Source organism: Nocardia alba NBRC 108234 (genome assembly GCF_001612665.1).
In the GTDB taxonomy this organism is placed as follows: domain Bacteria; phylum Actinomycetota; class Actinomycetes; order Mycobacteriales; family Mycobacteriaceae; genus Nocardia; species Nocardia alba.
On the sequence record NZ_BDAX01000014.1, the window covers coordinates 33346 to 45577 of the forward strand.

A 12232-nucleotide genomic window follows, 5' to 3' on the forward strand; every position below is an offset into this window, starting at 1 on the left:
CAGTTCACCCGTCCGCAACCATTACGTGGCCGTCAACCCCACCATTGTGTCCAAACCAATACACCAGCCGTGACCAAGACCGCTCCCGACCCCAACAGGGCCGACATGCCACGACGCCGGTCGGCGAAGACCTGGGCGAGCACCACCACGACGGCGGCCACGACATGCCACGCCAACGATTGCGCGCCCGGCCCGGGAAAGTCGCGGCGCGCGCCGATCACCGCCGCGCCGACGACCACGCACAGGAGCACGAGAACCCCACCCGCGACAACGCCGCTGACCGTGCGCACCAGTGTCACGGGGCGATCACCGGCGTCCCACTCGCCTTGTCGATGAGGGCTTCGTACTGATCGACAGCGGTGCCACACGCGCCGATCTCGATGGTCTTGTTACTGCCGTGGTAATCCGACGAGCCGGTGCGCACCAGATCCAATTCACGCGAGAGTTCGGTCAGTACAAGGCGATCGGCCGCGTTGTGATCCGGGTGGTCGATCTCGAGCCCACCCAGACCGAGCCCGGCCAACTCCCTGATGTCGTCGAGCGCGAGCAACCTGCCCCGCTTGCGCGCGCGGGCATGGGCGATCACGCTGACCCCGCCCGCGGCCGCGATCAGCCGGACGGCCGTGGTGAGCGGGGTGTCGGCCTTCTCCGCGTAGTACGGCCCGTGCGGCGCGAGTAACTCGCGGAACGCGGCGTCCACGCTCTCCACCACCCCGGCCGCCACCAGCGCCTGCGCCAGATGCGGCCTGCCCACCGCGGGCCCCGCGGTCGCCATCACCGCGACGGGATCGATCGGCAGACCGTCGGCCGCCATCTTCTCGGCCATCGCCCGCACCCGGGCCACCCGCTCGCCACGCAACCGCTCGCGTTCCTCGGCGAAACCGCGATCGGTGGGGTCGAACAGATACGCCAGCAGGTGCACCGGCACCGGATGGCCGTCCTCCCCCATGCCCGTGCACGACATCTCCATGCCACGCACCAGGGTCAGCCCGGCGGGGCGGGCCGCCTCGGCCTCGGCCCAGCCACGGGTGGTGTCGTGATCGGTGATCGCGACGACGTCGAGACCGGCCGCCGCCGCGTGCCGCACCAGTTCGGCGGGGCTGTCGGTGCCGTCGGAGGCGGTGGAATGGGTATGCAGATCTATGCGCACACTCTCAGTCATACAGTGCGGTGTCGGGTACCGCGCGTTCCCGGGTGCGCGAGGACGGTGCACGTAGGATCCACTCGGTGCCCTCCTTTCCGCCGATGCCGTCGTTTCACGGGTCGAATCGCGCGGCGAAATCACCGCGACCGCGGGTCCCCGTGCCGACGGCCCGAGCGATCGTCGACTGCGGCGTCTACGCCGACGGCGAGCGGCAGCCGGGACACTTCACCCCACAGCAGGCGCTGAGCGCGGCGGAGCAGACCGACGCCGGCTTCGTCTGGATCGGCCTGCACGACCCAGACGAGCGGCAGATGATGGACGTCGCCTCGATCTTCGACCTGCACCCGCTGGCGGTGGAGGATGCGGTACAGGGTCGCCAACGCCCCAAGCTCGAGCGGTACGGCGACACCCTGTTCCTGGTGTTGAGTACGGTCTCCTACGTCGAACACGACATCGACTCGACCAGCGAGATCGTGGAGACCGGCGACATCATGGTCTTCACCGGGCCGCGCTTCGCCATCACGGTGCGCCACGGCGAACACACCCACCTGTCCAATGTGCGCCACGAGCTCGAAAAGCGTCCCGATCAGCTGAGATACGGGCCGACCGCGGTGTTGCACGCCGTCGCCGACCACATCGTCGACACCTATGTCGAGGTCACCGAATCCGTGGGCGTCGACATCGACGAGATGGAAGAGGCGGTGTTCACGCCCACCTCGAAGATCGGCATCGGGTCGATCTACCAGCTCAAACGCGAAGTGGTGGAACTGCGAAGGGCGGTGGCGCCGTTGGCGGTTCCGCTGGAACGGCTGGTGAACAACACCGACCTGCCGGTGCCGACCGAGATCCGTCGCTATCTGCGCGACGTGGCCGACCACCAGGTCAGCGTCTCCGACCACGTCAGCTATTTCGACGAAGCCCTGAGCGGGCTGGTCAATGCCGCGCTGGCCAAGATCAGCGTTCAGCAGAACACCGACATGCGCAAGATCTCGGCCTACGCCGCGATGGCGGCGGTGCCGACGATGATCGCGGGCATCTACGGCATGAATTTCGACCACATGTGGGAACTGCACCAGGAGTGGGGTTATCCCGTCGTGCTGGTCGTGATGGCGGTGCTGTGCGCGGTGCTGTTCCGCAGTTTCCGCCGCAACGGCTGGCTCTAGAGATTCACCGCGCCGCGCTCGGGATCTCGCACATCGATACCGGCTTCGGTCCAGGCATCGCGCAGCGCCTGCGCGCCGCGCACGCGCACCCAGGCGGCCTCCGTCGCGGTCACCGGGGTGACGCTCAGGTAGCGCACCGGGTCGGCCGGATCCGGCAGCGCGATCGCGGGAATATCGCTCTCACTCAACAGAACCGCGGTGAACTTAGCGTTGCGCCACAACGGTTCTCCGAGATCGAGTAACGCGTCGGTTTGCAGCACAACACCTTCCACCGCGGGCGAGGCCACCAGCACGCCCAGCGACTTGGCCACACCAACCTGCGGGTCGGCGCTCATCAACAATGTCAGCACCAGTTCCGCGCGCGGACCGCGCACCGGGTCGGCCAGCAGATCACTCGGATCACCCATCGGATGACGGGAACCACCCAGCGTCGCGTAGTGGACGGCGCCGTCGCCCGGGATGCGCAGGATCTCGACAGGTTCCAGCCCGAGGAAGGTCAGCGAGGCCGAATCGACCTGCGCGCGTTCGACATCGAAATGGTCGAGCACCGCGGCGCGGACCGTGTTCTCCACATCCATCGCGCTACAGGGCCAGTCGGGCCAGCATGTCGCGGGCCTGTTCGGCGGACTTCGGGTCACACAGCACGTCGTAGCGCCCCGCGACCAGCTGCATCGTCGAGGCGAAATCGCGCTGGCCCTTGGTGGCCGCGTACGGGATCGACGTGGTGATGACGCCGAAGACGATGCCGCCCAACAGACCGACGACGAGCGGTCCGAGCGCACCGCCGGTGGTGGTGAACAGGCTCAGCAGCAGACCGAGGAACAGGCCGAGCCAGGCGCCAGACACCACGCCGCCGCCGATGACCTTGCCCCAGGTGAGCCGGTAGAGCACCCGCTCCACCTGCATCAGATCGACACCGACGATGGTCACGTCCTGCACCGGGAACTGGCCGTCGGCCAGGTAGTCGACCGCGCGCTGCGCCTCGGCGTAGGTCGGGTACGAGCCGACCGGCCAGCCCGACGGCGGCGTCGGCAACGCCTGCCGTCCGCGATTCGAGTTGCCCAAGGGATTCGTCATAGTCCTATTCTGCTATTCGTCGACCGACTGCGCCGCAGTGAAACGCGCCGGAGTGGTCGCGCGGCGTCACGCGTCGGTTCTCGTCATACCCGCGGCCCGCCCTTTGTCGGCGACGACCTGCGCCATCTTGGCGCTCGCTTCGTCGATCATCTCATCCCCCAACATGACAGCGCCGCGCGCGCCACCGGCCTCGGAGGTGTGGAAGGCGTACGTCTCCAGAATCAGCTCGGCGCGGTCGTAGTCGGCCTGGCGCGGGCTGAAGATCTCGTTGCACGCGTCCACCTGATCGGGGTGCAGCACCCACTTGCCGTCGAAACCCAGTGCGGCCGTACGAGCGGCGGCCCGACGGAAGCCGTCGACATCGCGAACCTGCAGGTAGGGACCGTCGATCGCCTGCAGACCGTGCGCGCGGGCGGCGAGCAGGATCGTCATCAGGATGTGGTGATAGGCGTCGCCGACGTCGTAGCCTTCCGGCTGCTCGCCCACCACCAGGGTGCGCATATTGATACTGGCCATGAAATCGGCGGGTCCGAACACCAGCGTCTGCACGCGCGGGCTCGCGGTGGCGATCTCGTCGATATTGCGCAGGCCGAGCGCGTTCTCGAGCTGCGGTTCGATACCGATCCGCCCGACCTCGAGCCCGCTCACCTTCTCCACCTGGGTGAGCAACAGATCCAGCGCCCGCACCTGACCGGCGTCGGTGACCTTGGGCAGCAGGATCGCGTCGAGCCAGCTGCCCGCGCCCTCGACCACGCTGATCACATCGGCGAACGTCCATTCGGTCGACCAGTCGTTCACCCGCACGACCCGCAACTGCGAACCCCAGCCGGGTTCGTTCAGCGCGGCGACGATATTCGCCCGCGCGGCCGCCTTGGCGCCGGGAGCGACCGCGTCCTCCAGGTCGAGGAACACCTCGTCGACCGGCAGCGTCTTCGCCTTGGCGATCATCTTCGGGTTACTCCCCGGCACGGCGAGCACCGAACGGCGTGGCTTCATGAGGAGTGCCTCCTGAGTGGTGCGGTCGTTCCCGACCGATAGCCTGATGGTCATGGCAACCACCAGGGTGTATGTCGCCCGGCTCGCCGGTCTGACGGTGCTGGGTCCGGACGGGGAGTCTATCGGCCGGGTCCGCGATGTGGTCGTCGCCGTGCGGCACGGACGCCAGCCACCACGCGTGCACGGACTCGTCGTCGAATTGCTCACCCGGCGAAGAATTTTCGTGCCGATGCTGCGGGTCACCGCGATCGAACCCGGCATGGTCACCCTCAATACCGGGACGGTGAGCCTGCGCCGGTTCGCCCAGCGCCCCGGCGAGCGCTTGGCGATGGCGCAGGTCCTCGATTCGCCGGTCCGGGTGAACGACCCCGATCTGCCCGACCTGGCCGATATCGACGTGCTCGTCGCCGATCTGGGAATCGAGCAGACCAGGACCAGGGATTGGATCGTCAGCCGGGTCGCGGTGCGCGGGCACCGGCGGATCGGGCGCAGGCGCTCGGTGCACGTCGTGGAGTGGTCGCAGGTCGACGGGCTCACCCCCGCCGAGGTGGACCGGCCGGGCCAGGACGTGACCACCCTGCTCTCCCAGTTCGAGGGACTGCGTGCGGCCGACGTCGCGCACCGGCTGCGTGAGCTGCCGGACAAACGTCGCCTCGAGGTGGCGCTCGCCCTCGACGACGAACGCCTCGCCGACGTGGTCCAGGAGCTGCCCGACGACGACCAGGTCGACCTGCTCGGCCACCTGGAGGTACGCCGCGCCGCCGACGTCCTCGAGGCGATGGACCCCGACGACGCCGCCGACCTGCTCGGCGAGCTGCCCGCGAACGAAGCCGAATCGCTGCTGGCCCTGATGGATCCCGAGGAATCCGAACCGGTTCGCCGCCTGCTCGCGCACTCCCCCGACACCGCGGGCGGTCTGATGACGACCAAACCGATCGTCCTCGGTCCCGCGACGACCGTCGCCGAAGCGCTGGCCCGCGTCCGCGATCCCGACCTCACCCCCGCGCTGGCGTCGATGGCTTTCGTCGTGCGGCCGCCCACGGCCACGCCGACCGGCCGATACCTGGGCTGCGTGCACATTCAGCAGTTGCTGCGCGAACCGCCCGCGCATCTGGTGGGCGGGATCGTCGACAGTGATCTGGCGCCGCTGTCACCCGACCTGCCGCTCTCGGCGGTGACCCGCTACTTCGCCACCTACAACCTGGTGTGCGGACCGGTGGTCGACGCGGAGAACCATCTGCTCGGCGCGGTGACCGTCGACGATGTCCTCGATCATCTGCTGCCGGAGGATTGGCGCGAGGAAGAGCCGCCCGCGCTGCAGCAGGTCGAGGCGAGTGGGAGTACCGCATGAGCGAGAAGAATCCGGCACGGCAACGCTTGGAGACGCCGGTCGGATCGCGCTTGCGCATCGACTGGGATTCGGACGCCTTCGCCCAGGGCAGTGAGCGCGTCGCCCGGTTCCTCGGCACCGGGCGCTATCTGGCGATCCAGACGGTGATCGTCATCGTGTGGATCCTGCTGAATGTGTTCGCGGTGGCGCTGCGCTGGGATCCGTATCCGTTCATCCTGCTCAACCTGGCCTTCTCCACCCAGGCCGCCTACGCGGCGCCGCTGATCCTGCTGGCGCAGAACCGCCAGGACAACAGGGACAAGGTCGCGCTGGAGGAGGACCGAACCCGGGCCGCGCAGACCAAGGCCGACACCGAGTTCCTGGCCCGCGAGCTCGCCTCGCTGCGGCTGGCGGTGGGCGAGGTCGCCACCCGCGACTACCTGCGGCGCGAACTGGAGGAGATCAAGGACGTACTCGACCGCATCGATGCGGTCACCACGCCCGACGGCGCGCCGAAGCCGGACAAAAAGCGAAAAGCAGTCCGCAAGAAAACCTCCGGTCAAACGCCCACTACCGCCCCGATTTCGCCAGGCGCCACAGATGGATGACCGGAAATGCTCAACAACTTCCTGACCGGTAGGTAACCTGGATCACGTGTTCCGGGTGGGCCGGAGGGGGACTCTGCGGCCCACCGCTTTTCGACGAAAAGGGTGTGGCCGTGCGAATCTCTGCTCCGATCACGATGTCGGCACTTGTCGTCGCGGGTCTCGTCGCCTCCGGGTCCGGGGTGCACACCAGCGACCCGAGCACCGCGCCGACCGCGCCGGAGGCCCTGTTGGCCGCCTCGGCGAGCACCACCCAGGACACCCTCGACACCGATCCGTCCGAGATCGTCGGCCTGCTGCCGGTCGCGCAGGAGGCGCCGCGCCGGTTGCGCGCGCTCAATGCCAACACCGCCGCACCCTTCGCGGGAACCGTTCCCTTGCAAAGTATTTCGCTACCCACCGGTAGCGGCGCACTCGGCATTCCGGAGATCGTGCTCGCCGCCTACCGCAATGCGGAGCTGGCCATGGAATCCGCGCAGCCGGGCTGCGGGCTCACCTGGAACCTGCTGGCGGGCATCGGCCGGATCGAATCCGGGCATGCCAGCAACGGCCGCACCGACCCCGCCGGGACGACGACAACGCCGATCTTCGGACCCGCGCTCGACGGCACCCTGCCCGGCAACGAGGTGATCAAGGAGGCCGACGGCGGCTTCGTCCGAGCCCTCGGTCCCATGCAGTTCCTGCCGAGCACCTGGGTGCACTACGCCGCCGACGGCAACGGCGACGGCGCCGCCGACCCACACAATGTCTTCGACGCCGCGCTGGCCGCGGGCAAGTACCTCTGTTCGGGTGGCCTGAACCTGCGCGAGGCGGCCCAGGAACTGCGGGCGGTACTGCGCTACAACAACTCGATGTCGTACGCGGCCAACGTGCTGAGCTGGTCGGCGGCCTACCGGACCGGCGGCGCGCCGAGCCAGGTCGCCATCTCGCCGGAGCTCATCCCGCCGGGCAGCGCTCCGCTGGTGGCACCCAATGTGCTGGCCGCCTCGACCAATACGCCGACGCCGACCACCACCACGCCCACGCCGACGACACCGAAGGTCACCACGCCGACACAGGTGATGATCACGCTGCCCGGTCTGCCACCGATCCCCTGCGGGATCTTCTGCCCGGCGCCGGTCGCGCCACCCGAGACGTGCGTGAGCGCGCCGGTGCCCGCGCAGATGCCGAACCCCCTGGCGCCCGAACAGCAGCCCGCCGACAAGCCCGCCGAGCAGACCTACGGTGCCGCGGCGCCGAAGGATCCCGCCGCGCCGGAACAGCCGGTGGTCGAGCCCGCCGCGTGCACCCCGCAAGTTGCCGCCCCCGCTGAGACACCGGCACCGGCCCCCGCGCCGACCACCCCGGAGAAGACACCGGAACCGGGAGTCGCCCCGGCCGAGGAGCCCGCACCCGCCGAGCCCGCGCCGGTGGCGCCCACCCAGCAGCCCGGCATCACGCTGCCGTTCGGCATCGTGATCCCGCTGCCGCCCGCCCCCGCACCGGCCCCGTAGAAATCAAACCGAAACTCAGATCACGGAGGAGTAACAAAAAGGTCTCGGGTGCGGTAACCTCTTCTCATCCAACACGGTTGAGGAGGGCACCACACAGTGGGTCGTCATCGGAAACAGCCTGCTACGACAGTTCGCCGTAGCTCGCTCATCGCACTGACCGGATTGGTCCCCGCCGGCCTGGTAGCCATTACCGCGGCCGCCACCGAGGCGACCACGGCAACCAACGCGGCTGTCGAGCACGACCTGCTGCCCGGCGCCGAGCCGGAGGCCACGGTCGATCTGGTCGCATCACCCAAGGCAGGCTTCGCCGAGACCGTCCACGCGGAGGCGCGTCAGTCGGCTTCGGCCGCGCCGGTGGTGAAAACCGTTGCACTGTCGGACGATCGCGTGTCCGCCGATCTGCCCGCGGGCCCGCTCGGCATCCCGGGTATCGCCGTCGCCGCCTATCAGACCGCCGAAGAGCAACTGGCCGTGGAGAATCCGCACTGCGGGATGTCCTGGTCGCTGCTGGCCGGCATCGGCCGCGTCGAATCCACCCACGCCTACGGCAAGGCCGACGCACAGGGCAACCCGATCAAGGCGGTCTACGGGCCCGTTCTCGACGGCAGCCTCTCGGGCAACAATGTCATCCACGACACCGACGACGGCGGCCTGGACGGCCTCAGCAGCTACGACCGCGCCATCGGCCCGATGCAGTTCCTGCCCGAAACCTGGCAGCGCTACGCCGCCGACGGCAACGCCGACGGCATCGCCGACCCGCAGAACCTCTTCGACGCCGCCCTCACCGCGGGCCGCTACCTGTGCGACGGCGGCCTGAACATGCGCGACCTCTCCCAGCAGTCGAAGGCGATCCTGCGCTACAACAACTCGATGGCCTACGTGGCCAACGTGATGGCCTGGTCGGGCTCCTACTCCAGCGGCCTCGCCCCCAAGCCCCAGGACCTCCCCCGAATCCACTAGGAAACCAGCCGATTCCGCCCGGTACCTGCGACCGCCGCCCGATGGGGGCAGTTGCGCCGAGCCGATCGGCTATGTGAGAGTGCTCCGACGCACGCGCGGCTTTCGAGTCGTCGCAGGGAGGGGTTCCACATGTCGGAGACTTTCAAGGTTGAGCCAGATGCGGTGGACACGTTCGCCGCTAGTTTGCGCACTCTCGCTGAAGCCAATGCGAATGTCGCCACCTATCTGGAGAAGTGGCTGGTTCTCGACAACACCGTTTGGGGCGATGGTGGGTTGATTCGTATCGGGCTCAGTGCCGTCAGCGAGGCACATGCCCAGCTCGCACCGAACTACGCCACGCTCGGCACGCTGTGCGACAACGCGGCAACCGAACTGGTCAAAGTCGCGCAGGTATACCGCACCACCGACAAGGCACATGCCGATGCGTTGGACCGCACCTATCCCGCGGGCGGTCAGTGATGTCGAAGGCTCCGTCCGAGTGCCTGACCGAACCGTCGCCGGAGGATCCGCTCAGCGACCAGTTCGAGTTCCTCATCACCTCCAATGCAATCTCGCCGTCCTACTGGGTGTGCAAGTGGTGTGAGAACGTCCTCGGGACCGACCCACTGAAATGGGTAACCTCCAAGATCTCCGGTGATTGGGAAGCCCTGCAGAAAGCAGGCAAGGCCGTGGAGAACCTCGCTGCCTATAGTTCGACGTTCTCCGACTCGGTCAAGTCCGCTGCGACAACGGTCGACGCGACCTGGGACGGCAACGCCGCGACGAGCGCCCAGGCCTACTTCACCAAGCTCTCGTCAGCCGTCTCCGCCCAGGTGGGGCCTTTGCAGGAGATGGCTGACGAGATAAACCGCTTCGCCTCTTCCGCGTACCACCTCGCCACAGCGATGAGCAACGCTTTGCAAGCCCTACTGGACTGGGGCGCCATCGCGCTCATCCAGTTGGCAGCAGCTGAAGTCGCCGGCCTCACCGGCGTGGGCCTTGTCGCTACGGCGGCACTCGTCGCAGCAGCCAGCCTGACCATACTCAAGGTCATCAAGGCATGGAACGACCTGGTGCAAACCTTCAACACCGGCTACGCGGCTCTCGAAGGGATCGCTGGTGTCGGATTCGGCGTCGTCGCGGTGGTCGAGTCGGCTGACATGCCTGCTCTGCCAAATACCAGCTACGACCATCCGGGAGCCTGAGTGAGTATCCCTGAGCCAATTCACGATTTGGCCCGCGGCGACATCGGCGTTTCACGGCAGCTTTCCCGAGCGCTGCGGGTCCTGATGGATACCGCGACTGATCCGCAGTTGAAGAATCAGCTCCGTGGGATCCTCGCGGGGACGGGCAGCGCGCGCGATCTTATGCACAGTGAAGGGTTCAACCAGGTTCTCGATCGGACCATGCCCGACGCGATGCGCCACTTCGCCGAGATGTCGGACGAGGAACGGCAGCGGCTGGCCGAGCAGGGCGAAGCCGATTTGGCGCGTCTGCGGATCGCACCTCCAGCCGACGAATCGCACCCATCGACGTCCACGTCATCACCGTCCATGCCATCGACGCCCGCTGACCGGGTGGTGCCCGGAACCCGCAAGCCCAACCGCGAGCGGATCGTCACACCGGATGAGGACGACGAGGACGACGCGTATTTCCGCGAGCGGCAACAGCGGGGTTGGCTGCGATGACTCGTCAGCAGGTCGTCTTCGATACCGACTACGACCCGGACTGGCTGCCAATCGTGTCGGCGACGCCAATGGAGTTGGTCCTCGCCGAGGCGATGCCCGCGTCCTGCAGCGAGCATGGCCTACCCGCCGTGGACAGCCGTGCGTGCACGGTGAATTCGAGCGGGCCACGGTCGGAGTTGCCGACGCTGCGGGGCTTTCTGCGGTCCATGCCGCCCAGCAGGCAGATTCCGGCAGAGGCGCGCGTCAGGTTCCAGTGTCCGGCCTGCGAATACTGTCTTGCCGGGATCCGGCGAGACAGGTGGATCGCGGTGCTGTCGCTGCTGTTCGTGCCACTGACGCTCGCGGCGATCATCATCACCAAGCAGCTCGAGTTGGAGCAGTTCTATCTCCCTTTGGCTTTCGCTGTGGTGCCCGGGTGCCTGCCGATCGCGTTGGTGACGGCGATGCTCGCGTGGAGCAGATCCGGGTATTTCGCGGACGTGTGGATGAATGCGACGGCTGACCGGTTGATCGTTTCCGCGCACCCGGATTTCGTGGCGGCGGTCGAGCGGAACCGCGCCGATACCCGCTGAAGATCGGGGACCATCGTCGAATCCCCGGGGGGCTCGGTATCGCCGGGGGGATAACATCGGGCGTATGTCAGTGATTACGGAAGCGGATGTGCGGGCGGCGCTCGCGAAGGTCGACGACCCGGAGATCCGCAAACCGATCACCGAGTTGGGGATGGTCAAGTCCATCGCCATCGCCGACAGCGGTGATGTGCACATCGAGATCTACCTGACCACCTCCGGGTGCCCGTTGCGGACCGAGATCATCCAGCGGGTCACCAAGGCCGTCGCCGATGTGAACGGCGCGGGGGCGGTGACCGTCGACCTCGATGTGATGAGTGATGAGCAGCGCACCGAACTGCGTAAGTCGCTGCGTGGCGATTCGGCCGAGCCGGTCATCCCGTTCGCCCAGCCCGGCTCGCTGACCCGCGTCTACGCGGTGGCCTCCGGCAAGGGTGGCGTCGGCAAGTCCAGCGTCACCGCCAACCTCGCCGTGGCGCTGGCGCAGCGCGGGTTGTCGGTCGGCGTGCTCGACGCCGATATCTACGGCCACTCCATCCCGCGCATGCTCGGCACCGACGCCCGCCCGACCCAGGTCGAGCGGATGATCATGCCGCCGATGGCGTACGACGTGAAGATGATCTCGATCGCCCAGTTCACCCAGGGCAATACCCCCGTGGTGTGGCGCGGCCCGATGCTGCACCGCGCGCTGCAGCAGTTCCTCGCCGATGTGTTCTGGGGCGACCTGGACGTGCTGCTGCTCGACCTGCCGCCCGGCACGGGCGACGTCGCGATCTCCATCGCCCAGCTCATTCCCAGCGCCGAGATCCTGGTCGTCACCACCCCGCAGATCGCCGCCGCCGAGGTGGCCGAGCGCGCGGGTGCGATCGCCCTGCAGACCCGTCAGCGCATCGCGGGCGTCGTGGAGAACATGTCATGGCTCGATCTGCCCGACGGTTCCCGGATGGAGCTCTACGGCTCCGGCGGTGGCCAGGTCGTCGCCGACCGCCTCACCCGCGCCGTCGGCTCGACGGTGCCGCTGCTCGGTCAGATCCCGATCGAGCAGGCCCTGCGCGAAGGCGGCGACGAGGGTCGGCCGATCGTGCTCTCCGACCCGGAGAACCCGGCCGCCGTCGCCCTGCGCGGCGTCGCCGACAAGCTCGCTGTCCGCAAGCGCGGCCTGGCGGGCATGTCACTGGGAATCGATACCACCCGCCATCTGTGATTCGGGGGTTGTCGGTGGCTTTGC

15 protein-coding genes are annotated in these 12232 nt (G+C 67.8%); 10 read left to right on the forward strand and 5 right to left on the reverse strand.

What is annotated here, in order from left to right; translation table 11 throughout:
- Positions 1–32: 32 nt before the first annotated feature.
- Both NA12_RS16080 and NA12_RS16085 read right to left on the reverse strand, forming a co-directional pair.
- A complete protein-coding gene (locus tag NA12_RS16080) occupies positions 33–299 on the reverse strand; it encodes a hypothetical protein (protein WP_067451104.1) in 267 nt (88 codons plus the stop codon).
- Positions 296–1150, reverse strand: coding sequence for a PHP domain-containing protein (locus tag NA12_RS16085; protein WP_067451661.1), 855 nt, complete (start codon positions 1148–1150; stop codon positions 296–298). Before NA12_RS16085 ends, NA12_RS16080 begins: the two co-directional genes overlap by 4 nt.
- A 95-nt stretch (positions 1151–1245) precedes the next feature.
- On the opposite strand from NA12_RS16085, the gene NA12_RS16090 reads away from it, so the two are divergent.
- Positions 1246–2307, forward strand: a complete 1062-nt coding sequence (locus tag NA12_RS16090) for a magnesium and cobalt transport protein CorA (protein WP_067451107.1) — start codon at positions 1246–1248, stop codon at positions 2305–2307.
- On the opposite strand, the gene NA12_RS16095 is transcribed toward NA12_RS16090, so the two are convergent.
- From NA12_RS16095 to NA12_RS16105, 3 genes are all read right to left on the reverse strand, one after another.
- The gene (locus NA12_RS16095; RefSeq protein ID WP_084472811.1) at positions 2304–2885 is read right to left on the reverse strand and encodes a suppressor of fused domain protein; all 582 of its coding nucleotides are present in this window, start codon (positions 2883–2885) and stop codon (positions 2304–2306) included. The genes NA12_RS16090 and NA12_RS16095 overlap by 4 nt on opposite strands.
- Before the next feature lie 4 nt (positions 2886–2889).
- Complete coding sequence (locus NA12_RS16100) at positions 2890–3384, reverse strand: YflT domain-containing protein (RefSeq protein ID WP_056813349.1); 495 nt, start codon at positions 3382–3384, stop codon at positions 2890–2892.
- A gap of 66 nt (positions 3385–3450) precedes the next feature.
- Positions 3451–4380 carry an HpcH/HpaI aldolase/citrate lyase family protein gene (locus NA12_RS16105; RefSeq protein ID WP_067451110.1) on the reverse strand — a complete coding sequence of 310 codons (930 nt, stop codon included), beginning with the start codon at positions 4378–4380 and terminating at the stop codon, positions 3451–3453.
- Between the two features lie 52 nt (positions 4381–4432).
- On the opposite strand from NA12_RS16105, the gene NA12_RS16110 reads away from it, so the two are divergent.
- The 9 genes from NA12_RS16110 to NA12_RS16150 all read left to right on the forward strand — a co-directional run bounded on the left by NA12_RS16110 (position 4433) and on the right by NA12_RS16150 (position 12208).
- Positions 4433–5731 (forward strand): magnesium transporter MgtE N-terminal domain-containing protein, encoded by a 1299-nt coding sequence (locus NA12_RS16110; RefSeq protein ID WP_084472833.1) that lies wholly within the window; start codon positions 4433–4435, stop codon positions 5729–5731.
- A complete protein-coding gene (locus tag NA12_RS16115) occupies positions 5728–6318 on the forward strand; it encodes a DUF1003 domain-containing protein (RefSeq protein WP_067451113.1) in 591 nt (196 codons plus the stop codon). Before NA12_RS16110 ends, NA12_RS16115 begins: the two co-directional genes overlap by 4 nt.
- A 110-nt stretch (positions 6319–6428) precedes the next feature.
- Positions 6429–7808 (forward strand): lytic transglycosylase domain-containing protein, encoded by a 1380-nt coding sequence (locus tag NA12_RS16120; RefSeq protein WP_067451669.1) that lies wholly within the window; start codon positions 6429–6431, stop codon positions 7806–7808.
- Between the two features lie 96 nt (positions 7809–7904).
- Entirely contained in the window at positions 7905–8768 is an 864-nt protein-coding gene (locus NA12_RS16125; protein WP_067451116.1) for a lytic transglycosylase domain-containing protein, read from the forward strand.
- A gap of 129 nt (positions 8769–8897) precedes the next feature.
- The gene (locus NA12_RS16130) at positions 8898–9227 is read left to right on the forward strand and encodes a hypothetical protein (RefSeq protein WP_067451119.1); all 330 of its coding nucleotides are present in this window, start codon (positions 8898–8900) and stop codon (positions 9225–9227) included.
- On the forward strand, positions 9227–9952 hold the full coding sequence (locus tag NA12_RS16135; RefSeq protein WP_132369681.1) for a WXG100 family type VII secretion target: 726 nt from the start codon (positions 9227–9229) through the stop codon (positions 9950–9952). The genes NA12_RS16130 and NA12_RS16135 overlap by 1 nt, the downstream gene beginning before the upstream one ends.
- On the forward strand, positions 9953–10435 hold the full coding sequence (locus NA12_RS33675; protein WP_132369682.1) for a hypothetical protein: 483 nt from the start codon (positions 9953–9955) through the stop codon (positions 10433–10435).
- 68 nt (positions 10436–10503) lie between these two features.
- A complete protein-coding gene (locus tag NA12_RS16145; RefSeq protein WP_132369683.1) occupies positions 10504–11007 on the forward strand; it encodes a hypothetical protein in 504 nt (167 codons plus the stop codon).
- A gap of 64 nt (positions 11008–11071) precedes the next feature.
- Positions 11072–12208 carry an Mrp/NBP35 family ATP-binding protein gene (locus NA12_RS16150; protein WP_067451131.1) on the forward strand — a complete coding sequence of 379 codons (1137 nt, stop codon included), beginning with the start codon at positions 11072–11074 and terminating at the stop codon, positions 12206–12208.
- The last annotated feature ends 24 nt before the right edge of the window (positions 12209–12232 follow it).

What these genes read in the sequence shown, in the direction of transcription:
- NA12_RS16090 (WP_067451107.1), top strand. Translation starts at nt 1,246, where the DNA reads ATGCCGTCGTTTCACGGGTCGAATCGCGCGGCGAAATCACCGCGACCG.
- NA12_RS16095 (WP_084472811.1), bottom strand. Translation starts at nt 2,885, where the DNA reads ATGGATGTGGAGAACACGGTCCGCGCCGCGGTGCTCGACCATTTCGAT.
- NA12_RS16100 (WP_056813349.1), bottom strand. Translation starts at nt 3,384, where the DNA reads ATGACGAATCCCTTGGGCAACTCGAATCGCGGACGGCAGGCGTTGCCG.
- NA12_RS16105 (WP_067451110.1), bottom strand. Translation starts at nt 4,380, where the DNA reads ATGAAGCCACGCCGTTCGGTGCTCGCCGTGCCGGGGAGTAACCCGAAG.
- NA12_RS16110 (WP_084472833.1), top strand. Translation starts at nt 4,433, where the DNA reads ATGGCAACCACCAGGGTGTATGTCGCCCGGCTCGCCGGTCTGACGGTG.
- NA12_RS16115 (WP_067451113.1), top strand. Translation starts at nt 5,728, where the DNA reads ATGAGCGAGAAGAATCCGGCACGGCAACGCTTGGAGACGCCGGTCGGA.
- NA12_RS16130 (WP_067451119.1), top strand. Translation starts at nt 8,898, where the DNA reads ATGTCGGAGACTTTCAAGGTTGAGCCAGATGCGGTGGACACGTTCGCC.
- NA12_RS16135 (WP_132369681.1), top strand. Translation starts at nt 9,227, where the DNA reads ATGTCGAAGGCTCCGTCCGAGTGCCTGACCGAACCGTCGCCGGAGGAT.
- NA12_RS16145 (WP_132369683.1), top strand. Translation starts at nt 10,504, where the DNA reads ATGGAGTTGGTCCTCGCCGAGGCGATGCCCGCGTCCTGCAGCGAGCAT.
- NA12_RS16150 (WP_067451131.1), top strand. Translation starts at nt 11,072, where the DNA reads ATGTCAGTGATTACGGAAGCGGATGTGCGGGCGGCGCTCGCGAAGGTC.